The organism is Nocardioides nitrophenolicus, assembly GCF_016907515.1.
In the GTDB taxonomy this organism is placed as follows: domain Bacteria; phylum Actinomycetota; class Actinomycetes; order Propionibacteriales; family Nocardioidaceae; genus Nocardioides; species Nocardioides nitrophenolicus.
This window is the reverse complement of sequence record NZ_JAFBBY010000001.1, coordinates 1,793,002-1,814,030: the sequence shown is the minus strand read 5'-3', so window position 1 is coordinate 1,814,030 and position 21,029 is coordinate 1,793,002. Positions and strand designations below refer to the sequence as shown.

Sequence of the window (21,029 nt, the reverse complement as noted above, 5' to 3'; positions counted from 1 at the left end):
CGACCCGGCAGAAAGTAGCTCGAGAATCACGCCGACCCGGCAGAAAGTTGGCAACTTTCTGCCGGGTCGGCGGGCTTGCGGAGCCAGTTTCTGCCGGGTCAGGAGCGCATGGAGACGCCCTCGCGCCAGTAGCCCATGAAGGCGACCTGGCGCCGGTCCAGGCCGAGCTCGTTGACCAGCTTGCGGCGCAGCCCCGTCACCACCTTGGACTCGCCGGCGATCCACGCATAGAGCCCGGCGTACGGCGCGTCCCCGGTCGGGACCGCCGTCGCCGCGGCGACCTCCTCGCCCGACGAGGAGTGCACCGGCGTCTCCCACAGGTCGGGGTCGATCTCGTCGTCGGTCACCACGACCGTCTCGGCGGGGGTGGTGCCGGTCAGGTGGTCGATGACCGCCGCGTGCAGGTCCACCCCGCGGGCACGGCCGTTGCGCGGCAGCCAGGTCACCCGTACGCCGGCGGGGGCGGCCAGGTCCTGGACGTCCCCGTCGACCGGCACCTCGACGTACGCCGCCCCGGTGGCGTCGGCCGGCAGGTCGCGCAGCACGCCCCGGATCGCGGGGACGGCGGTCTCGTCGCCGACGAGCAGCAGCCGGGTCGCGTCGCCCGGGGACCACTCGATGCCGCCGAAGTCGTGGCCCGCGCGCGGTGCCATCACGACCAGGCGCTGCCCGGGGGCCGCCTGGAGCGCCCAGCGGTTGCCGGCGCCGTCGAGGTGGTCGTGGTCGCCGGCGTGGTCGTCGGCGTGGTCCTCGGCGTGGTCGGACTCGTGGACGACGATGTCGACGACCAGCCGGGTCTCGGCGCCCGTGCCGACCCGGTCGCGGATCGTGTAGGTCCGCATCGAGCCGCGCTCGTCCTCGGGGATCTCCATCCAGGTGGTCCACCAGGACTCGTCGGCGTCCGCGAACGACGGCAGCCGGCCGGCCGCGTTGGGGAAGATCAGCTTGATCCGCTGGTCGTACGACGGCCCGTCGGGGCCCAGCTCGGCCAGGGCCGCGCCGGCGAGCTCGATCCGCACGAACGACGGCGACACCCGCTCGGCCCGCACCACCTCGAGCTCGGTGAGGAGCATGGGCAGGGTGGCGACGTACTCGTTCTGGTCGACGGTCATGAGGTCAGGCTAACCTAACCCCGTGCATGGATCGCCGGTTGACCGGCGATTCCGTCACTTGTCGGCCGTTGCAATGCCCGTCAAGTGCCAGAACTCCCCGTCAAGTCAGATCTGTGTGCGGTGGAAGTTCTGGAACGACCGCGACGGCGTCGGCCCGCGCTGGCCCTGGTACCGGGAGCCGTACCGCTCCGAGCCGTACGGGTGCTCGCTCGGCGACGACAGCCGGAAGAAGCAGAACTGCCCGATCTTCATGCCCGGGTAGAGCTTGATCGGCAGCGTGGCGACATTGGCGAGCTCGAGGGTGACGTGCCCGGAGAAGCCGGGGTCCACGAAGCCGGCCGTGGCGTGGGTGAGCAGCCCGAGCCGGCCCAGCGAGGACTTGCCTTCCACCCGGGCCGCGATGTCGTCGGGCAGCGTCACGACCTCGTACGTCGACCCGAGCACGAACTCGCCCGGGTGCAGGATGAACGGCTCGTCGCCCTCCGGCTCCACCACGCGGGTCAGGTCGGACTGGTCGGCGGCCGGGTCGATCGACGGGTACTTGTGGTTGTCGAAGACCCGGAAGAACCGGTCCAGGCGGAAGTCCACCGACGACGGCTGCATCAGCCCGGGGTCGTACGGTTCGAGGGCGATCCGGCCGGCGTCGATCTCGGCGGTGATGTCGCGGTCGCTGAGCAGCACGCCCCGCACCCTACCGGCCCCACCTGCTCGCGAGTGGCCCCGATCACGGGCGCACAATGATCGGGTGACCTATCGGAAGTACGTCGCCCTGGGCGACTCGTTCACCGAAGGGGTCGGTGACCCCGACCCGGCGCGTCCCAACGGCCTGCGGGGATGGGCGGACCGGACCGCGGAGGCGCTCGCCGCCGCAGCCGCCGCCGAGGGCGCCGAGTTCGGCTACGCCAACCTCGCCATCCGCGGCCGCAAGCTGCCGGCGATCATCGACGAGCAGGTCGACGCCGCGATCGCGCTCGGCCCCGACCTGGTGAGCATCCACGGCGGCGGCAACGACGTGCTCCGGCCCAAGGTCGATATCGACGCCCTCGCGGCGTCGTACGACGTGGCGATCGGCCGGCTCGCCGGCAGCGGCGCGCACGTCGTCATGTTCACCATCGCCGACCCCGGCCTCAACGGCGTGATCAAGGTGATCCGCGGCCGCACCGCGATCTTCAACGAGTGGGTGCGCGAGATCGCCGAGAAGCACGGCGCGACCCTGGTCGACATGTGGCGGATGCGTGGGTGGAAGGTCGCCGAGGTGATGGACGAGGACCGCCTCCACCTCAACGCCGTCGGCCACCAGATGATCGCCATCTCCGCCCTCGACGCGCTCGGCGTCGCCCACGACCTGCGGCCGATCCCGCCCAGCCCGGCGCCCGTGCTGAGCGCCCGCGAGCAGCGCGCCGCCAACCTGGCCTGGGCGCGCAGCCACCTCGCGCCGTGGGTGCAGCGGCGGGTCACCGGACGCTCGTCGGGCGATGGAGTGGAGCCGAAGCGCAGCACCTTCCAGCCCATCGGGTAGCATCCTCCACGCCCCGGTTCTCCGGGGTATGCGGACGTAGCTCAGTTGGTAGAGCGTCAGCTTCCCAAGCTGAATGTCGCGAGTTCGAACCTCGTCGTCCGCTCCGATATTTGGGCGCGAGCGTGTCGTCGCTGATCGGCGCCTCGCCGGAATCCCGCCGGGTCCTCGCTCCGGTCGCTGGCGCTCCCTACGCTCACCCCCGCCGGAATCCCGGCCACGGCCCCGGCGACGCCACGCTGCCGCGCGGACCCCGGGCGCGAGCGTGTCGTCGCTGATCGGCGCCTCGCCGCGCGGCCCTCACCCCGCCGAGCGCCGCCCCCGCACGAAGTAGACCGCCGGCAGCACCCCCGCGGAGTTCACGAAGGTCAGCGCGAGCGCCCATTTCCGCTTCGAGCCGTTGACCTCGCTGTCGTCGCGGCGCCGCAGGTCGGTGAGGGCGGCGGTCTTGAGCGCGCCGTCGAGGGCGCTGCCCACCAGGATGATCGTGCGGGTCCGTGGGCTGAGGTCCTGCCAGCGCTTCTTGGCCATGCTGTCTCCTCGGGTCGGTGGATGAGGGTTGAATGGGTCCATGGTGCACTCGGAGCCGCCGCCCTTCACCTTCACCCCGCGCTCCCGCCGCCGCGGCGGGCTGGTGGTCGCGGCGCTGCTGATGGTCGGCGGCAGTGCCGGGGCCGGCTACGGCATCGGCCTCACCGTGATCGACGAGAACGGCGACGCCCCGGTGACGTACGTCGCGGCCGACGGTGCCATGGCGGCCACCCTCGGCGGGCTGCTGCTCGCGGTGGTCGGTGCGGTCGCGTGGCTGATCATGATGGACCGCTTCCCGCGTGCGCTGAGCAGCTGGCACGCCCTGGGGCTGCTGCTCGTGCCGGCCGCCCCGGGACTGGTGGTCGCGGCCCGCGAGCTCGGAGTCGGGGGCTGGTACGACGTCGTGGCCGCCGCCCTGGCCACGGTGGGCGTGCTCGCCCTGCTCGGCGGCTCGCTGCTGGCCGCCCGGCGGCGGCTGCGCTGGCTGGAGGAGCTGCGGCTGATCGCGGTCGGCACGCCCACGGTCGGGACCGTCGTCGACTCCGGGCTGGACCCGGACGACTTCGAGGAGGCCTCGAACGTGATCACCACGTCCAGCTTCCGGTTCACGGCGGCCGACGGGACGTCGTACCTGGTGCATCGGCGGGTGACCGTCCCGGCGGCCGTGGCGATCCACGAGGGTCAGCGCACCACCGTCTGGTACGACCCCGCGAACCCGCTCGACGACCGGCGGATCGTGGTCGCGATGATCCATGCGCTGCGCTGGAACGTGCCGGTCCCCGGCGTACCCGTCGAGGAGTCGGTCGTACCCTCCTGACGTGGACTTCACCGGATTCCCCGTCGCGGCGCTCGACTTCTACGACGACCTGGAGATGGACAACACCAAGTCCTTCTGGGAGGCCCACAAGGTGGTCTACGCCGAGAGCGTGAAGGCGCCGATGGTGGCGCTGACCGACGCGCTGGGCCAGGAGTTCGGTCCGGCGAAGGTGTTCCGGCCCTACCGCGACGTCCGGTTCGCCAAGGACAAGACGCCCTACAAGACCCACCAGGGCGCGTTCGTGGGCGTGGGCCCGGCGAGCGGGTGGTACGTCGAGGTGGCGGCACCCGGGGTCCGGGTCGGTGGCGGGATCTACGAGGCGTCCGGCCCCCGCCTGGCCCGGCTGCGGGAGGCGATGGCCGACGAGAAGACCGGCAAGGTGCTGCAGCGGATCCTGCGCGACCTGGAGCGCGGTGGCTTCGAGGTGGCGGGGGAGCGGCTCAAGACGGTGCCCCGCGGCTACGACAAGGAGCACCCGCGCATCGAGCTGCTCAAGATGAAGACGGTGCTCGGGATGCGCTCCTACGGCTTCGAGCCGTTCGTGCACACCGCCGAGCTGCTCGACCGGGTCCGGGAGGACTGGCGCCGGCTTCGGCCGCTGGTCACCTGGGTGGCCGACGCGGTCGCGGAGTGACCCCGCCGCTCAGCCGCGGACCCGGCGCAGGAAGGCCGCCAGGTTGTCGGTGAGCCGGGCGACCTGCTGCTCCTCGGGCAGCGACTCCGGCAGCCGGCCCTGGTCGCTGACCTTCTTGCCGCGCACGTACAGGGAGCACTGCAGGTCCGCGCACAGGTAGGTGCCGACCGAGTCGCCGTTCTGGCCGGCCTTGCCGGCGCGGGGCGCGACCATCAGCACCACCCCGCCCGCGCCGTGGGGCGTCAGGCACCAGGTGCAGAGGTTCTTGCGCGGGACGCCGGCACTGCCGTCGGTGGTGCGCAGCACGATGCCGAACGGCGCCCCGTCGACCTCCGCGACGACGTACCCGCGCACCCGCGACTGCGGGTCGCGCCAGCCCAGGAAGTCGAGGTGCTCCCAGGGCTGCTCGGACAGCGAGCGGGGGATGTTGAGCCGCTTGGCCTCGCCCTTCGAGCAGTTCACGAAGGACGAGCGGATCTGCGGTTCGGTCAGGGGGCTCACGTCGATCCAGGCTACGACGTCGCGCCACCCATTTTCGGGCGGTCAGGCGGAGGTGAAGCTGGCCATCGTGCGCTCGGGCTCCCAGAACGCCTTCATCGACTTCACCCGGCCGTCGTCGTCCACGACGTACACCATGATCAGGTCGGTCGTCGTGTGCGACCCGTCGGCGAAGGAGGTCTTGATCCGGCCGATGTTGGCGCAGGTGTTGCTGCCCGGGTTGGCGAAGGAGTCGTCGATCCGGAACTCGAAGGTGTCGATCGGGGCGATCGCCTTCTCCCAGAACGCCGAGATGCCGGCGTGCCCGTGGTGGCCGCGGCCCTCGGGGTCGAACATCGACGGACCGACCGGGTCCTCGAGGACCGCGTCCTCGGCGTACACGGTCAGCCACTCGGCCAGGTCTCCCTTGGCCACGGCGGAGTACGACCGCTGGGAGGCGGCGCGGGCCGGGTGAGGGTCGTTCGGGGCGTTCCAGACGATCGCGTCGGAGGAGATCATGCGGTCATCGTAGGGCCGATCTAGAACGTGTTCTACCCTTTCGTCCCGACGGCTGCGCGTCACCACGGGTTCACGGAGCGCTCACCGCGACCTGCCACGGTGCGAGCATGGCGAAGAAGCAGAAGGCCTGGATCCACGTCGGCATGCCGGGCGCCGGCGACATCGTCGAGCCCGCCCTCGCCCACCACCACGCGGCGCTCGTCGAGCTCGGCGTCGCCTCCCTCGCTCACACCAGCGCGGAGAGCTTCCGCGCCGCCGTCGAGATGACCCGCTCCCACAAGGACTGGGGGCTCAAGCGCGCCGACGTCGAAGGCCAGTGGACCCGCCTGGTCCGCCGCGCCCGCAAGACCCGCTGCGACCTGGTGTTCAGCCAGTCCCTGCTCGCGAGCGCCACCGCCGACCAGGTCGCGCTCCTCGTCGACGCCCTCGCCGGCTGCCAGGTGCACGTCGTCCTCACCACGGGGCTCGACGACGAGACCGCCGCCCTCACGCAGTGGCAGGCCGCCTGCCGCAAGCCCGAGCGCCTCCACGTCCTCGAGACCGACGGCCTGGAGCCCGCCGAGGTCTGGAAGGCCTTCGGCAAGCTCGTCGGGTTCGGTACGGCGTCCCTCGGCCTCGGCGCGGTCCCCAGCGCCTCCGCCACACTGCAGACGCTGCCCGAGGCGCTGCGGGAGGTGGAGCGGCTGGCCCGGCGCAATGCGTCGCTGGAGGTGCGGCTGGAGGAGCTGGACCGGAAGCGGCGCAAGCTCAAGCGGAGGTTGAACAGCGCCGCGTGAGGGTCGGTGTTGGTTTGGCTCGCTGCGCTCGCATGTCGGGCGCGCTTTTGCGCGTTGCCTTCCTCCGCTCCGCTCGCTGGCGCTCGCTGCGCTTCGTCCAGGCAACGCGGCGCGCCCGACGGAAACCCCGCTCGGCGGCATGGGTCGGCTGGATGACGCTCGCGCGCGAATGCCGTTCAGCCGAGCCCCGTCGCGCGCGCCGCGTTGCCTGGACTGAGCGGAGCGAGCGAGGAACGAGCGAGCGCAGCGAGGGAAGGCAACGCGCCAAAGCGCGCGCGACATGCCGGAGCGAAGCGACGGCCAAACTAATGCGGCGCCCAGGCGTCGTCGTCCGCCGTGCGACTCGTGACCGCGTCGGGGAGCTGTCCGTCGGCGAGCTGCTGGATCGACACGTCCTCGAACACCTCGCGCAGCGCGCGGCGGGCGGCGATCCAGACGTGCTGGAGGACCTCGGCGGCGTCGTTGTAGTTGACCGCCTCGGGCCGGAGCCCGTAGACGGACACGAGCGGGCCGTCGACGGCGCGGATGACGTCGGCGACGGAGACGGAGGTGGCCTCGCGGGCCATCCGCCAGCCGCCGGACTGGCCGCGCTGGGACATCACGATGCCGGCGCGGCGCAGGTCGGCGAGGATCGCCTGGAGGAAGCCGTGGGGGATGTCCTGGAGGCGTCCGAGCTCCTCCGCGCTCACGGCTCGCCCGTCGGACCTGCTCGCCATGGCGATCAGGGCCCGCAGTGCGTAGTCGGACTTGGCGGAGACGCGCATGGGGACAGTCTGTCAGATTGCTCGATCGATTCAGTCGACCTAGGCGTGGTTGGTGCCGGAGTCCGGCGGGACGGCGGGGGCGGCGCGGGTGTGATGGATGCCGCCACCCCACTGCTTGCCCGCTGCTAGCACCCCCCGTATCATGAAGTTACTGGTGAGTAGCCGGGCTCATGACAACCCATGGCCCACGGTGAAGCCACTCCGCGAATCCCTGGAACTGGAAACGGTGGGAACTGTGAGCCACTACAAGAGCAACCTGCGCGACATCGAGTTCAACCTCTTCGAGCTGTTCAACGTGCAGGACTACCTCGGCACCGGCCTCTACGAGGAGATGGACGCCGACACCGCGCGCGAGATCCTCTCCGAGGTCGAGCGCATCGCCCGCGAGGACCTGGCGGCGTCGTACGTCGACTCCGACCGCAACCCGCCGGTGTTCGACCCCAAGACGAACACCGCGCCCGTCCCCGCGTCCTTCAAGAAGTCGTACGACACCTGGATGGAGTCCGGCTTCTGGGGCCTGGGCCTGCCCGAGGAGATCGGCGGCACGACCGCGCCGCCGTCGCTGGTGTGGGCGTCGGGCGAGATGGTCCTCGGCTCGCACGCGCCGATCTGGATGTACTGCACCGGCCCGTCGATGGGCTCGGTCGTCTTCAAGAACGCCAACGGCGTCGCCCGCGACGTCCGCATCGCCGAGATCATGGTGGAGCGGCTGTGGGGCGCGACCATGGTGCTGACCGAGCCCGACGCGGGCTCCGACGTGGGCGCTGGCAAGACCTTCGCCACCCCCAACGAGGACGGCTCCTGGAACATCTCCGGCGTCAAGCGCTTCATCACCAGCGCCGAGTCGGACCTGCAGGAGAACATCATGCACCTCGTCCTCGCCCGACCGAAGGGCGTCGAGGGCGTGGGTGGCCCGGGCACCAAGGGCCTGAGCCTGTTCCTCGTGCCGAAGTACCACTTCGACCACGAGACCGGCGAGCTGACCGGCGAGCGCAACGGCGTCTACGTCACCAACGTCGAGCACAAGATGGGCATCAAGGTGTCCAACACCTGCGAGCTTACCTTCGGCGACCCGCAGGTCGGCGGCGGCGAGCCCGCCCAGGGCTGGCTGCTCGGCGAGGTCCACGACGGCATCCGGCAGATGTTCGACGTCATCGAGAACGCCCGGATGATGGTCGGCACCAAGGCCATCGCCACGCTGTCGACCGGCTACCTCAACGCGCTCGAGTACGCCAAGGAGCGGGTCCAGGGCGCCGACCTCACGCAGTCCGCCGACAAGGCCGCGCCGCGGGTGACGATCACCCACCACCCCGACGTCCGCCGCTCGCTGATGACCCAGAAGTCCTTCGCCGAGGCGATGCGCTCACTGGTCGTCTTCACCTCGACCTGGCAGGACAAGGTCCAGCTGGCCAAGGCCGCCGGGGAGCGCGACGAGCTCGCCGAGGCGGTCAACGACCTGCTGCTCCCGATCGTCAAGGGCTACGGCTCGGAGCGCTCGTGGGTGCTGCTCGGCACCGAGTCGCTGCAGACCTTCGGCGGGTCGGGCTTCCTGCAGGAGTACCCGATCGAGCAGTACGTCCGCGACGCCAAGATCGACACCCTCTACGAGGGCACCACCGCGATCCAGGGCCAGGACTTCTTCTTCCGCAAGATCGTCAAGGACCAGGGCAAGGCGCTGGGCCACCTCGCGGGCGAGATCAAGGCCTTCATCGAGTCCGAGGCCGGCAACGGCCGGCTCAAGAACGAGCGTGAGCTGCTCGCGACCGCGCTGGCCGACGCCGAGGCCATGGTCGGCCTGATGATCAACGACCTCATGTCCGCCCAGGGCGAGATCAAGAACATCTACAAGGTCGGCCTCAACACCACGCGCCTGCTGATGGTGCTCGGTGACGTGGTCTGCGCCTGGCTGCTGCTCCGCGGTGCCGAGGTCGCGCTCGCCAAGCTCGACGGCGGCGCCGGCTCCGACCAGGCCTACTACGAGGGCAAGGTCGCCGCGGCGCAGTGGTTCGCGCAGCTCAACCTGCCCCGCGTCTCGGCCGAGCTCGCCATCGCCCAGGCCACCGGCCTGGACCTGATGGACCTCGACGAGGCCGCGTTCTGAGCCCTCGCTGACGCGCGTCCGACGGCCGCTCCGGGAAACCGGGGCGGCCGTCGCCTATGGTCTGCGGGTGCCTCGTACCGCTCCGCGTCTCGCCTGCTGCCTCGCCGTCCTCGCCGCGCTGGTGGTCAGCCTGTGCGCGACGACCCCGGCGCGGGCCGACGACCGGGGCTACCCGGAGCCCTTCTTCGACGGCAACGTGGGCGACCCGAGCGTGACCATGGTCGGCAAGCGGATGGTCGTCGTGGCGACCGGGCCGCAGATCAACCGGGCCTACAAGGACCCCGGGCATCCCTGGCGCTACCAGCACCCGGTGCTCACCCACCGCCCGAAGTGGGCGCTCGCCGACGGCGGCATCTGGGCCGCCGACATCGCCAAGGTCGGCCGCCGGTGGCTGCTCTACTACGCCGTGCCCGTGGCCGGGCTCGGCGACTTCGGGCGCTGCATCGGCGTCGCCGTCGCGAAGAAGGCGCTCGGCGCGTTCAAGCCGGTCGGCGGCCGGCCGCTGGTGTGCCCGTCGCAGGCACTGGTGCCGACCGCGCAGGATCCCGTCGTCACGCCGGACCTGCCGAGCCGCGGCGTCATCGACCCGTCGTACTACCGCGAGGGCGGCCAGAGCTACCTGCTCTACAAGACCGACGGCCGGCCCTCGTCGATCCGGCTGCTGCCACTGAGCAAGAGCGGCCGGCGGGTGCGCACCGGCCAGGACCCCGCGAACCCCAGCACCGAGCTGGTCCGCGCGGAGGGCGTCATCGAGAACCCGGTCCTCGCCCGCCACGGCGGCCTCTACTACCTGTTCGCGTCCGAGGGCGACTTCGCGCGCTGCTCGTACGCGCAGACCTGGCGCCAGTCCGCCTCGCTGACCGACTGGTCGCTCGCCGTACCCACGGTGCTGCTCGACAGCACCATCACCCAGGGACTGTGCGGCCCCGCCGGCGGCGACATCGTCAGGCACCGCGGCCGCACGACGCTCTACTTCCACGGCTGGGTGCGGCTGCACTCCTCGAAGCCGAAGGGCGCGAACTACTGGGCGTGGAACGGCGGGGAGAAGTACGGCCGCCGGGCGATGTACGCCGCGCGGCTGACCTTCCCCGGCGGGGTGCCGACGGTGAAGAGGTACCTCACGCGCAGCGGCGTCCCGCAGCGCGTTCCCACGCCGTACTGAGTCCGATGGCGCGAGCGCGTCGCTCGTTCCTCGCGCCGCGCTGCCGCGCGCGCGGTCGCCTCGCGTAGGGCCACCGTTCGTGTGGCGGCAAGACGGCGGCACGGCGGGAAGCACCGTGCTCCTCGGCTCCGGTCGCTCGTGCCTCGCTTCCTGCGCCTCATCGACCGGCGTTCCCGCCGCTGGCCGCTGGGGTGGTCGCGGTGCTGAGTGGGTTGGCGGTGGGAGGGCGCGAGCGCGTCGCTCGTTCCTCGCGCCGCGCTGCCGCGCGCGCGGTCGCCTCGCGTAGGGCCACCGTTCGTGTGGCGGCAACACGGCGGCACGGCGGGAAGCACCGTGCTCCTCGGCTCCGGTCGCTCGTGCCTCGCTTCCTGCGCCTCGTCGACCGGTGTTCCCGCCGCTGGCCGCTGGTGAGTCGCTAGGCTCGGCGCCATGAGCGAGCGCGACCTGCTGGGCGGGTACGTCGAGACCTGGTGGAGCGCCGTCGGGGACCTGGTGGCGCTGCTCGAGGAGCTCGACGCCGACGACTGGACCCGGCCGACCGACCTGGCCGGCTGGGACGTGAAGGCGGTCGCCTCCCACACCGCCCACCTCGAGTCGCTCCTCGCCGGCGGACCCGACGAGACCGCCGACATCGGCGAGCCGGCCCATGTCACCGGTCCGATGGGCCAGTTCACCGAGATCGGCGTGGTCACCCGCCGCGACCGGGAGCCGGCCGCCATCATCGACGAGATCCGCGCCACCACTTCGGCCCGGCACGCCACCCTGACCGCCACGCCTCCCCACGACGCCGGCGCGCCGGCCGACGGGATCTTCGGCCTGATCGGCTGGAACACCCGCACCCTCCTGCGCAACCGCCCCCTCGACGTGTGGATGCACGAGCAGGACATCCGCCGCGCCGTCGGCCGGCCCGGCAGCCTCGACAGCCCGGGCGCCCAGCACACCGCCGACTACCTCGTCGAGGCGTTCGGGTTCGTCGTCGGCAAGCGGGTCGCCCCGCCCGCGGGCACGACGGCCGTGCTCGCCGTCGACGGCAGCGCGCCGATCGCCGTGCGGGTCGGTGACGACGGGCGCGCGCAGCGGCTGGACGTCGCGCCGGACGCGCCGGACGTGGCGCTCGCCATGGACCGTGAGAGCTTCATCGTGCTGGCCGGCGGCCGTCGTACCGCCGTGCCGGGGGCCGTGACCGTCTCGGGTGACCAGGAGCTCGGCGCGCGGATCGTCGCCAGCCTCGCCACCACTCCCTAAGGACCCGGATGTCTGACTGGAATGTCGCCGACCTGCCCGACCAGACCGGCCGCACCATCGTCGTGACCGGACCGACCCTCGGCGGCCTCGGCCACCACACCGCCCTCGAGCTCGCCCGCCGGGGCGCGCGGGTGATCCTGGCCGGGCGCAACCCCGCGAAGGTCGAGGAGACCGTCGGCGCGATCCGGGGCGAGGTCCCGGCCGCCCAGCTCGAGGCGCTGCACCTGGACCTCGCGAGCCTCAGCTCGGTGCGCACCGCCGCGGCCGCCGTCGCGCAGGTCGGCCCGATCGACGTACTGGTCAACAACGCGGGGGTGATGGGCACCAAGTACTCCCGCACCGCCGACGGCCTCGAGCTGCAGCTGGCGACCAACCACTTCGGGCCGTTCCTGCTGACCGGCCTGCTGCTGCCGCAGCTGGTGCGGAGCGAGGACGGCCGGGTGGTGACGGTGTCCTCGCTGTTCCACACCTTCGCCGGCAAGGCGCCGCTGGGGCCGCCGCGCGAGCAGACCGGCCGGTACCACACCTGGCGGGTCTACGGGCAGTCCAAGCTCGCGAACCTCTACTTCACCACCGAGCTCGACCGTCGCCTGCGCGCCGCCGACCTCCCGGTCCGCGCCCTCGCCGCCCACCCCGGCTTCGCGGGCACCCATCTCGCCGCCAACGGCCAGTACGGCCGGTCCACCGGCGGCATCGCCTCCATCCTCGACGCCGGCGTGAAGGCCGTCTCCCAGTCCGCCGCCGCCGGCGCCTGGCCGACGCTGATGGCCGCCACCGCCGACCTCCCCGGCGACACCTTCGTCGGCCCCGGCGGCTTCCGCCAGCTCTCGGGCCCGCCCCGCGTCGTCGGCCGCAGCCGGCTGGCCCGCAACGCCGACCATGCCCGGCGGCTGTGGGAGATCAGCGAGCAGACCGTCGACCTCAGGTACCCGTAGCCCGCCGCTAGAGCGAGGCGACCGGGCGCGCCACCTCCTGCCGCTCATGGGTCAGCACGTCGGCGAAGACCTCGGTGAACGCCGCCTTGCTCACCTTCCCGGTGGGCGTCTTGGGGAGCGCGTCCACGAAGGCGATGTAGCGCGGGACCTGGAAGCGCGCCATCGTCGCCTCGCAGTGCCGCCAGATCGACGCGGCATCGACGCCACTGCCGGCGCGCGGCACCACGAAGACCTTGACCTCCTCCTCGGTGAGCTCGCTGGGCACTCCGACGGCGGCGCACTCGACGACGTCGGGATGCGCCTCGACGCCCTCCTCGACCTCGAGCGCGCTGATGTTCTCGCCGCGCCGGCGGATCGAGTCCTTTCCCCGGCCCACGAAGAACACGTTGCCGTCGGCGTCACGGCGGGCCAGGTCGCCGCTGTGGAACCACAGCCCGCGGAAGGCTGCTGCCGTCGCCTCGGCGTTCGCGAAGTAGGCGTCGAGCACCGTCCCGGCGATGCGCGGGCGGATCAGCAGCTCGCCGACCTCGCCGTCCGGTACGTCGTCGCCGCCCTCGTCGGCGATCCGGACCTCGAACTCGGGCGTGACCCGACCACAGGAGCCGAGCACCTTCGGCTGGTCCCACGGCTGGGTGATCGGGATGTTGGCCTCGACGCTCCCGTAGAGCTCGACCACCTGGAGACCGAACCGTCGCTCGAACTCCGGGGCCCAGTCGGGTACCGGCACCCCCCAGGCGAGCCGGACCCGGTGCTCACGGTCGTCGGGGCGGGGCTCGGCCTTGTAGAGGATCGAGAGGGTGGCGCCCATGAAGTCGAACACGGTGGCGCCCGTGGTGCGGACCTCGTCCCAGAACCGCGACGCCGAGAACCGCCGGCCCAGCGCGGCGGTGCCGCCGACCAGCAGCGCGGGCACGGTCGTCAGGGCGGTCGCGTCGGCGTGGAACAGGGGGAACGGGCAGTACAGCACGTCGTCGTCCCGCAGCCCGAAGTCGCGGACGGCGATCGCCGCCTGGGAGATGAAGTAGCGGTGGGAGAGCACACAGGCCTTCGACCGGCCGGTGGTGCCCGACGTGTAGAGCATGCCGGCGGTGTCGGTCGACCGCACCCCGGCGGGCGGCAGCGCGACGCCGCCCATCCACGGGCCGACCGAGGCGACCCCGTCGGGCATCGCAGCGGCCAGGATCGGGGCGTGCGGCCCGTCTCCCAGGGCGTCCCGGAGGGCGTCGGCGAGGTCGTCGTCCACGATGATCACCGCCGGCGCGGCCAGCTCGACGGCGTCGTGCAGCGTCCGGCCCCGCCACTCGGTGTTGATCGGCACCCACGAGGCGCCGAGCCAGGTCGCCGCGAACCAGGTCTGCACGCAGGCGAGCGAGTTGCGCATGAAGACGTTCAGCCGGCCTCCGGGGCCGAGTCCCTGCTCGGCGAGCCCGGCCGCGAGGCGGGCCACCTGGTCGCGGAACTCGGCGAAGGTCGTGTCGGCGCCGTCGATGCGGAGGAAGACGCGGTCGGGCCACTGCCGTGCGGCGCGCTCGAGGAGTCCGGGCAGGGTCTGGTCGACGTCGACCGCGCCGATGCGCACGCTCATCGAGCGCCCGCCACGGTGCCGCTGGTGGTGAACTGCTCGAAGGTCGCCTCGGCCTCGGCGGAGGCGAAGCAGTACAGCGCGGCCTCGACCTCCAGTCGCAAGGTGGCCTCGAGCTGCGTGGAGCAGGACGCCTCGACCGCGCGCTTCGCCGCCGCGAGGGAGCGCGCCGGCTGACCACCCAGGGCCGCGGCCAGGTCACGGGCCGCGGCGAAGGCGTCGTCGGCCACGGTGGTGACCAGACCGATGCGCAGCGCCTCGTCGTGCTCGACCCAGCGTCCGGTGAAGAGCAGCTCCTTCGCGCGGAGCAGGCCGACCATGCGGGTCAGCCGGTCGCTGATCCCGCCGGTGTGGGCGTGCCCGATCGGCACCTCGGGGAACCGGATCCGGGTGCCGTGCTCGAGGAGGACGACGTCGGCGGCGAGGGCGATCTCGGCACCGCCGCCGACGGCGTAGCCCTGGACCGCGGCGATCACCGGCGCCGGGTTGCTCACCATCAGCCGGGTGACGTCCTGGAGCAGCTCGAAGGCCGTGCGCAGCTCCTCCGCGGTGCCGGTCGCCGGCGCGAGCGTCTCCTTGAGGTCCTCGCCCACGCAGAACGCGCGGCCGGCACCGCGGACGATCACCGGGCCGCTGCCGTGGACCGTGCGCAGCGCGTCGGTGAGGCCGACCAGCAGGTCCACGTTCAGTGCGTTCAGCGCGTGCGGGCGGTTGAGGGTGACGACGGCGACGTCGCCGGGGCCGGACTCGACGACGACCGGCGCGGGGCTCGGGGTGGGGGTCGGGCTGGGGGTCGGGCTGGGGGTCGGGGTGGTCATGGTGTGCTCCTCTGGTCGGTGGAAGCCCGGGTCAGACCGCGGGCTCGGGGGCGGACGGGCTGGCGCCGAGGTAGATCTCGCGCACCATCGGATCGGTCGCCAGCGCCTGGCTGTCGCCCTCCTTGACGATCTCGCCGCTGCGCATGACGTAGCCGCGGGTCGTCACGGCGAGCGCCTGGCCGGCGTTCTGCTCGACGAGCAGCAGGGCGGTCCCGGCCGCATGGATGGCGGCGACGGCCTCGAACACCGTCTGCACCATCAGGGGTGACAGGCCGAGGCTCGGCTCGTCGAGCAGCAGGAGCGAGGGACGCGACATCAGTGCGCGCGAGATCGCCACCATCTGCTGCTCGCCGCCCGAGAGCGTCCCCGCCTCCTGGTCGAGTCGCTCGCGCAGCCGTGGGAAGAGATCGAGCTGGGCGTCCAGATCGTCGTTGACCTGCCGGTCCTTGCGGTGGAAGGCGCCGAGGCGCAGGTTCTCGCGCACGCTCATCCGCGGGAAGAGGCGTCGGCCCTCCGGGACGTGCGCGATCCCGCGTCGGGCGATCACGTGGGTCGCCGCACCGGCGATGTCGGTCCCGTCGTGGAGGACGACGCCGGCACGCGGCGCGAGCATGCCGCTCAGCGTCTTCAGGGCCGTGCTCTTGCCGGCGCCGTTGCTGCCGATCAGGGCGACGGCCTCGCCGTCGCCGATGCGCAGGCTGACGCCCTTGAGCGCGCTGACCGCGCCATAGCTGACCTCGAGGTCCGTCGCGTCGAGCGTCATCGCGCCACCGCCGTTCCGAGATAGGCGTCGATGACGCGCTGGTCACCGAGCACCTCGGCCGGACGGCCGGCGCACAGGGGCCGTCCGTACTCGATCACCGAGACCGTCGCGCAGGTGTGGGTCACCAGGTCCATGTCGTGCTCGACGAGGACGACGGACAGTCCGTACTGCTCGGGCAGGGCGCGGATCAGCTCGGCCGCCTCGCGCTTCTCGGCGCTGTTGAGACCGGCGGCCGGCTCGTCGAGCAGCAGCACCCGCGGGGACGACGCGAGGGCGCGGGCGATCTCGACCCGGCGCTGCTCGCCGTACGACAGGCTGCCGGCGAGGCTGTCGGCCCGGGTCGCCAGCCCGAGTGAGTCGAGGACGCCGAGCGCGGTGTCGAACGCGTCCCGCTCGGCCCGGGCGACCCGGGGGCCGCCGAGGATGCCGCCGGCGATCCAGCCGCGGGTCTGGGCGTGCATGCCGACCACGACGTTCTCGAGGACGGTCATGCTCGCGAAGAGCCGGATGTTCTGGAAGGTCCGGCGCAGCCCGAGCGCCGCTCGCTGCGCGGCGTTGCGGCGGGTGATGTCGGCGCCGTCGAGCAGGATCGTGCCCTGGTCGGCGCGCAGCGCGCCGCTGAGCATGTTGAGCAGGGTCGTCTTGCCGGCCCCGTTGGGGCCGATGATGCCGACGACCTCCTGCTCGGGCACGGTGAGGTCGACGCCGTCGACGGCGACCAGTCCGCCGAAGCGCTTGGCGAGCCCGCGGGCGGTCAGCAGGTGTTCGGTGGTCATGACCTTCCTCCTCGGTCGTGGGGGCGGCGCAGGCGCCGCCAGATGCGTGCGCCCGGAAGTACCGCCCCCGGAGGACGGCCACCCGGGGTGCGCGCGCCGAACAGGCCCTGCGGCCGCAGGCGCATGACGAGCACCAGGACCAGGCCGAAGATGAGCAGCCGGTACTGGTCGAACTCGCGCAGCAGCTCGGGCATCAGGACCAGGACCAGCGCGCCCACGAGGGCGCCCCAGACGCTGCCGATTCCGCCGAGGACGACCATCGCCAGCACCTTGATGGACTCCGAGAACAAAAAGCTGTCGGGGAACACCGAGCCGTACCAGGCAGCGGTCAGCACGCCGGCGCCGCCGGCGACGCTCGCACCGAACAGGAAGGCCGACATCTTGGCCCGCACGATGCTCACGCCGCACGAGCTGGTCGCGGCCTCGCTCTCGCGCATCGCCCGCCAGGCCCGGCCGAGCCGGGCGTCGCGCAGCCGCAGCGCGCAGAACATCACGCCGGCGACGTACAGGGTGGCCATGACGAAGAACTGCATCGTCGGGGTGAGGCCGAAGGCGCCGAGGAAGACGCCCTCCTTGCCGATCTCCCAGCCCCCGATCGACGGCAGGTCGATGCCGAGCACGCCCTGCGGTCCGTTGGTGATGTTGACCGGGCGGTCGAGATTCACCAGCAGGATGAAGACGATCTCGCCGAAACCGAGCGTCACGATCGCCAGGTAGTCGCCGTGGGTGCGCAGGGCGGGCAGGCCGACCAGGGCCCCGAGCAGCGCGGCGACGAGCATGCCGACCGGCAGCATCAGCCAGAAGTCGACGTGGATGTCGTGGAGGGCGCTGGCCAGCAGCGCGTAGGAGTAGGCGCCGACGCCGAAGAACGCGATGAACCCGAGGTCGAGCAGTCCGGCGAGGCCGACGACGACGTTGAGGCCCATCGCCAGGGCGGCGTAGATCAGCACGAGGGTCGCGATCCGGACCGTGTAGTCGCTCGGCGCCGCGAGGATGAGGACCAGGCAGGCGGCGACCAGGAGGCCCACCTGCTTGACCGCGGCCCGTCGCGAGGCGGCGTCGGGCGAGCCGGTACGGCGGGCGGCCTTCGGGCGCGCGGGCCGGGTGGGGGTGAGGAGGGCCATCACACCCGCTCCAGGGTCTTGCGGCCGAGCAGGCCAGCGGGCCGGATCGCGAGGACGAGGACCAGCAGCGCGAACGCGATGAGGTCCTTGTAGGCCGCCGACATGAACGTGGCGGCGAACGCCTCGGTCACGCCGAGCACGAGTCCGCCGGCCATCGCGCCGCGGATGCTGCCGATGCCTCCCAGCACCGCGGCGGCGAACGCCTTGATGCCGGCGCTGAAGCCCATCGTGTAGTCGATCTGCGTGTAGTAGAGAGCGACGAGGCAGCCGGCGGCACCGGCGAGTCCGGAGCCGATGAGGAAGGTCCGGGTGATCACCCCCGAGACGTTGATGCCCATCAGTCCGGCGACCTCCGGGTCCTGGGCGGTGGCGCGCATCGAGCGGCCGAGCGAGCTGCGGGTCACGAGCGCGCCCAGGCAGAGCATCAGCACGACACTGACGCCGAACACCAGGCCCGCGGTGTGACTGATCCGGACGCCGAGCACCTCCCAGCTGCCGGCCGGGACGACCTCGCCGGCGGCCACGAACTGGGGCCGGGAGTCGCCCTGGAAGTGCACCTGGAGGAGCATCACGACGTTCTGCAGGATCAGGCTGACGCCGATGGCGCTGATCAGCGGGGCGAGCCGGCTGCTCTTGCGCAGGGGGCGGTAGGCCAGCCGTTCGACCGCGACCCCGAGCGCGCCGCTCGCCACCATCGCGGCGAGCAGCATGAGCAGGAGCAGGACCGGCCCCCAGGACACGAGCCCGCCCATGCCGGACAGGGCGGTGAGGGCGAGGAGCGAGGCGAAGGCGCCGACCATGAACACCTCGCCGTGCGAGAAGTTGATGAACTCGAGGACGCCGTAGACCATCGAGTAGCCGAGCGCGATCATCGCGTAGACCGAGCCGAGGGCCAGGCCGTAGACGAGCTGCTGGGGCAGCGAGTGGAGGACGTCCATCAGCGGAAGTCGTCGGGGTTGAGGACGGCGACCTCGTCGAACGAGCCGTCCTTGACGGTGAAGATGTGGACCTGGGCGTTCTCGTTGTCCCCCTGGTCGTCGAACTCGATCGGCGCGCCGCCCTCGACGGGCTGGTAGCTCACCGCGCTGATCGCGTCGACCACGGCCTCCCTGCTCAGGTCGTCGACGTCGCCGAGTGCCTGGAGCACCAGCCGTGCGGCGTTGTACTCGAGCAGGCCGTACCCGGACGGCTGGCCGTAGCTGGCGCGGTACGCGTCGAGGAACGCCTGGGCGTCAGCCGTCGGGTTGCCCGCGCTGGCGGTGAGCAGGGTGCCCTCGACCGCGTCACCCCCCTTGAGCAGGTCGGGGTCGTAGAGACCGTCGCCGCCGGCGAGCAGCACGTCGAGGCCCACCTCGCGCGCCTGCTGGGCGAGCAGGGCGGCGTCGGCGGGATAGCCGCCGAAGTAGATCACCTGGGTCTCGTCGGGGAAGGAGCCGAGCACCGCGCGGAAGTCCTTGTCGCCGGCCTTGATGGCGGCGGACTTGACGATGTCGAGGCCGGCCGCCTCCGCCTTGCCGGTGAACTGGTCGACCAGGCCCACGCCGTAGCTCGACTGGTCGTCGATGGTCCCGATCTTCGTCAGGTCGGTCTGTGCCGCGAGGTAGGTCGCGAGCGCCGGGCCCATGTAGTCGTCGCGCGCGCCGATCCGGAAGATGTTCTCGAGGCCGCGCGTGGTGACCTCCGGGTTCGAGCTGAGCGGCGAGACCTGGGCCAGGCCGCAGCGGCGGTAGATGTCGGAGGCGGGGATCGTGACGCCGCTGTTGTAGTGGCCGATGACCGCGACCACCGAGTCGTCGTCGCAGAGCTTCTGGGCGACCGACTGCCCCGTCTGCGGCTCGCCCTGGTCGTCGCCCTCGATCACCTTGAGCTTGCGACCGTCGATGCCGCCGGCCTGGTTGATCTCGTCGACGGCGATCTTGACGGCGTTGACCGTCTCGCGGCCGGCCCGGGCGTAAGGGCCCGACAGGGGTACGCCGACGCCGATCGCGAGGTCGCCGTCCGCGACGCCCCGGCTGGTCTCGCGGCTGGCGCAGGCCGTGCTCGCGAGGGCGACGGCGGCCACGGCCAGTGTGACGCCGGCGAGCCGGCGGCGGTGCTGACCGTGGTGCTGACGGTGGTGCTGACGTCGGTGTGGGTGGCGGGGACGAGTCGGGGCGGGGGCTCCCGTGCCGGTGTTCGCGACCATGATGCGCCTCCTCAGGTGCTTACTAGGTGTACTGGTAGGACCAGTGTGCTAGAGTGAAGAGCAGAAAAGTGATCCATGTCAAGCCGTCCGAGCGAAATTGCTCGGGCGACGAACCCGAGAGGACCGCGATGACCGAACCCAGCCGCATCACGCCCACCGCGACGCTCGCCCGACCCGTGACCGCCGCCGACACCGCGCGGGCCTTCGGCGCGGCCTTCCCGGAGGCCGCCGCCACTCCGTTCGTGCTCGGGCTGGCCGAGGTCGCCTGCCACGAGGCAGTGGCGAGCGAGCTGGCGGACGGGCAGATCACCGTCGGCGTGGCCGCGACGGTCAGCCACCGGGCGCCGACGCCCGTCGGCGAGACGTTGACCGCCGTGGCGACGGAGACCTCGCGATCGGGTCGGCGCCGTACCTTCCGCGTCGTCGTCACCGACGGCGTCGGGGAGTGCGCGGTCGTCGAGCACGAGCGCGCGATCGTCGACGCGGAGCAGGTCGCCGCCCGGCTCCGCGATCGGTCGGTCCGATGACGACCGCCCGCGGCTGGCTCACCTTCGACTGCTACGGCACCCTCGTCGACTGGCGCAGCGGGATGGAGAGCGCGCTGGCCCGCGTCGATCCGGCTCGCGTCGACGACCTGCTCGCTGGCTACCACCGCGCCGAGCCGGCGCTGCAGCAGCAGCGTCCGCTGCTGAGCTACCGCGAGGTGCTGCGCGACGGGCTGCTCGCCTCGGCCGGCGAGCTCGGGATCGACGTGCCGGACGGGCTGGACACCGTCCTCGCGGACACCATGCCCACCTGGCAGCCCTTCGCGGAGACGGCCGAGGTGCTGCAGGCGCTCCGGGCGGCCGGCTGGCGGCTCGCCATCCTCTCGAACGTCGACGACGACGTCATCGCGCAGACCCTCGAGCTGCTGGGTGCGCCGATCGACGTGGTCGTCACGGCCCAGGAGGTCGGCTCGTACAAGCCCGGCCTGGCCCACTTCGAGGAGTTCCGCCGCCGGGCACAGCCGGCCGAGGGACGGTGGATCCACGTGGCGTGCAGCTGGGTGCACGACGTGGTGCCGGCGCGCCGGCTCGGCGTACCCGCCGTCTTCGTCGACCGGGAGGGCGAGGATCGCGATCCCGCACAGGTCGTCGGGGTCCTCCCGGACCTCACCCGGCTGCCGGATACGCTCGCCTCGCTCGACCTATGA

General features: G+C 72.1%; 23 protein-coding genes and 1 tRNA gene. 11 read left to right on the top strand and 13 right to left on the bottom strand.

The window, feature by feature from the left end; all coding sequences use genetic code 11:
* Positions 1-98: 98 nt before the first annotated feature.
* On the bottom strand, positions 99-1,112 hold the full coding sequence (locus JOD66_RS08985) for a siderophore-interacting protein (protein ID WP_239545149.1): 1,014 nt from the start codon (positions 1,110-1,112) through the stop codon (positions 99-101).
* A 105-nt stretch (positions 1,113-1,217) separates the two neighbouring features.
* Positions 1,218-1,793: a dCTP deaminase gene (gene dcd, locus JOD66_RS08980; RefSeq protein WP_179728051.1), complete on the bottom strand. Its 576-nt coding sequence runs from the start codon at positions 1,791-1,793 to the stop codon at positions 1,218-1,220.
* Positions 1,794-1,857: 64 nt separating this feature from the next.
* Here dcd and JOD66_RS08975 point away from each other — a divergent pair, with 64 nt between their 5' ends.
* Positions 1,858-2,631 carry an SGNH/GDSL hydrolase family protein gene (locus tag JOD66_RS08975; RefSeq protein ID WP_204836541.1) on the top strand — a complete coding sequence of 258 codons (774 nt, stop codon included), beginning with the start codon at positions 1,858-1,860 and terminating at the stop codon, positions 2,629-2,631.
* A 30-nt stretch (positions 2,632-2,661) separates the two neighbouring features.
* A tRNA-Gly gene (locus tag JOD66_RS08970) sits at positions 2,662-2,734 on the top strand.
* Between the two features lie 194 nt (positions 2,735-2,928).
* Here the strand turns inward: JOD66_RS08970 and JOD66_RS08965 are convergent.
* Positions 2,929-3,159, bottom strand: coding sequence for a hypothetical protein (locus tag JOD66_RS08965; protein ID WP_204836540.1), 231 nt, complete (start codon positions 3,157-3,159; stop codon positions 2,929-2,931).
* Between the two features lie 40 nt (positions 3,160-3,199).
* Between JOD66_RS08965 and JOD66_RS08960 the strand changes: the two genes are divergently transcribed.
* Positions 3,200-3,976, top strand: a complete 777-nt coding sequence (locus JOD66_RS08960; RefSeq protein ID WP_204836539.1) for a DUF3592 domain-containing protein — start codon at positions 3,200-3,202, stop codon at positions 3,974-3,976.
* 1 nt (position 3,977) lies between these two features.
* On the top strand, positions 3,978-4,610 hold the full coding sequence (locus tag JOD66_RS08955) for a DUF2461 domain-containing protein (RefSeq protein ID WP_204836538.1): 633 nt from the start codon (positions 3,978-3,980) through the stop codon (positions 4,608-4,610).
* Between the two features lie 9 nt (positions 4,611-4,619).
* Here JOD66_RS08955 and JOD66_RS08950 read toward each other — a convergent pair whose 3' ends face one another.
* Positions 4,620-5,111: an FBP domain-containing protein gene (locus JOD66_RS08950; protein ID WP_204836537.1), complete on the bottom strand. Its 492-nt coding sequence runs from the start codon at positions 5,109-5,111 to the stop codon at positions 4,620-4,622.
* Positions 5,112-5,153: 42 nt separating this feature from the next.
* Positions 5,154-5,606, bottom strand: a complete 453-nt coding sequence (locus JOD66_RS08945; RefSeq protein ID WP_204836536.1) for a nuclear transport factor 2 family protein — start codon at positions 5,604-5,606, stop codon at positions 5,154-5,156.
* A 107-nt stretch (positions 5,607-5,713) separates the two neighbouring features.
* Between JOD66_RS08945 and JOD66_RS08940 the strand changes: the two genes are divergently transcribed.
* Entirely contained in the window at positions 5,714-6,382 is a 669-nt protein-coding gene (locus tag JOD66_RS08940) for a hypothetical protein (RefSeq protein WP_204836535.1), read from the top strand.
* Positions 6,383-6,687: 305 nt separating this feature from the next.
* Here the strand turns inward: JOD66_RS08940 and JOD66_RS08935 are convergent, their stop codons facing one another.
* Positions 6,688-7,146, bottom strand: coding sequence for an RrF2 family transcriptional regulator (locus JOD66_RS08935; RefSeq protein ID WP_204836534.1), 459 nt, complete (start codon positions 7,144-7,146; stop codon positions 6,688-6,690).
* Between the two features lie 235 nt (positions 7,147-7,381).
* Between JOD66_RS08935 and JOD66_RS08930 the strand changes: the two genes are divergently transcribed.
* The 4 genes from JOD66_RS08930 to JOD66_RS08915 all read left to right on the top strand — a co-directional run bounded on the left by JOD66_RS08930 (position 7,382) and on the right by JOD66_RS08915 (position 12,589).
* Entirely contained in the window at positions 7,382-9,247 is a 1,866-nt protein-coding gene (locus JOD66_RS08930) for an acyl-CoA dehydrogenase (protein ID WP_204836533.1), read from the top strand.
* A gap of 67 nt (positions 9,248-9,314) precedes the next feature.
* A complete protein-coding gene (locus JOD66_RS08925; RefSeq protein ID WP_204836532.1) occupies positions 9,315-10,409 on the top strand; it encodes a family 43 glycosylhydrolase in 1,095 nt (364 codons plus the stop codon).
* A 429-nt stretch (positions 10,410-10,838) separates the two neighbouring features.
* The gene (locus tag JOD66_RS08920; protein WP_204836531.1) at positions 10,839-11,654 is read left to right on the top strand and encodes a maleylpyruvate isomerase family mycothiol-dependent enzyme; all 816 of its coding nucleotides are present in this window, start codon (positions 10,839-10,841) and stop codon (positions 11,652-11,654) included.
* Between the two features lie 8 nt (positions 11,655-11,662).
* Complete coding sequence (locus tag JOD66_RS08915) at positions 11,663-12,589, top strand: oxidoreductase (RefSeq protein WP_204836530.1); 927 nt, start codon at positions 11,663-11,665, stop codon at positions 12,587-12,589.
* A gap of 7 nt (positions 12,590-12,596) precedes the next feature.
* On the opposite strand, the gene JOD66_RS08910 is transcribed toward JOD66_RS08915, so the two are convergent.
* From JOD66_RS08910 to JOD66_RS08880, 7 genes are read right to left on the bottom strand one after another with little or no spacing between them, the layout of a single operon-like run.
* Positions 12,597-14,174: an AMP-binding protein gene (locus tag JOD66_RS08910; protein ID WP_204836529.1), complete on the bottom strand. Its 1,578-nt coding sequence runs from the start codon at positions 14,172-14,174 to the stop codon at positions 12,597-12,599.
* On the bottom strand, positions 14,171-14,989 hold the full coding sequence (locus JOD66_RS08905) for an enoyl-CoA hydratase/isomerase family protein (RefSeq protein ID WP_204836528.1): 819 nt from the start codon (positions 14,987-14,989) through the stop codon (positions 14,171-14,173). The genes JOD66_RS08910 and JOD66_RS08905 overlap by 4 nt, the downstream gene beginning before the upstream one ends.
* A 31-nt stretch (positions 14,990-15,020) precedes the next feature.
* Positions 15,021-15,752, bottom strand: coding sequence for an ABC transporter ATP-binding protein (locus JOD66_RS08900; RefSeq protein ID WP_204836527.1), 732 nt, complete (start codon positions 15,750-15,752; stop codon positions 15,021-15,023).
* The gene (locus tag JOD66_RS08895; protein WP_205126304.1) at positions 15,749-16,528 is read right to left on the bottom strand and encodes an ABC transporter ATP-binding protein; all 780 of its coding nucleotides are present in this window, start codon (positions 16,526-16,528) and stop codon (positions 15,749-15,751) included. The genes JOD66_RS08900 and JOD66_RS08895 overlap by 4 nt, the downstream gene beginning before the upstream one ends.
* Entirely contained in the window at positions 16,525-17,652 is a 1,128-nt protein-coding gene (locus JOD66_RS08890) for a branched-chain amino acid ABC transporter permease (RefSeq protein WP_204836526.1), read from the bottom strand. Before JOD66_RS08890 ends, JOD66_RS08895 begins: the two co-directional genes overlap by 4 nt.
* Positions 17,652-18,590, bottom strand: a complete 939-nt coding sequence (locus JOD66_RS08885; RefSeq protein WP_204836525.1) for a branched-chain amino acid ABC transporter permease — start codon at positions 18,588-18,590, stop codon at positions 17,652-17,654. Before JOD66_RS08885 ends, JOD66_RS08890 begins: the two co-directional genes overlap by 1 nt.
* Positions 18,590-19,837 carry a branched-chain amino acid ABC transporter substrate-binding protein gene (locus tag JOD66_RS08880; RefSeq protein WP_204836524.1) on the bottom strand — a complete coding sequence of 416 codons (1,248 nt, stop codon included), beginning with the start codon at positions 19,835-19,837 and terminating at the stop codon, positions 18,590-18,592. Before JOD66_RS08880 ends, JOD66_RS08885 begins: the two co-directional genes overlap by 1 nt.
* A gap of 128 nt (positions 19,838-19,965) precedes the next feature.
* Here JOD66_RS08880 and JOD66_RS08875 point away from each other — a divergent pair, with 128 nt between their 5' ends.
* Together JOD66_RS08875 and JOD66_RS08870 are read left to right on the top strand one after the other, a co-directional pair.
* Positions 19,966-20,364 (top strand): thioesterase family protein, encoded by a 399-nt coding sequence (locus JOD66_RS08875; RefSeq protein WP_204836523.1) that lies wholly within the window; start codon positions 19,966-19,968, stop codon positions 20,362-20,364.
* Positions 20,361-21,029 (top strand): HAD family hydrolase, encoded by a 669-nt coding sequence (locus tag JOD66_RS08870; RefSeq protein ID WP_204836522.1) that lies wholly within the window; start codon positions 20,361-20,363, stop codon positions 21,027-21,029. Before JOD66_RS08875 ends, JOD66_RS08870 begins: the two co-directional genes overlap by 4 nt.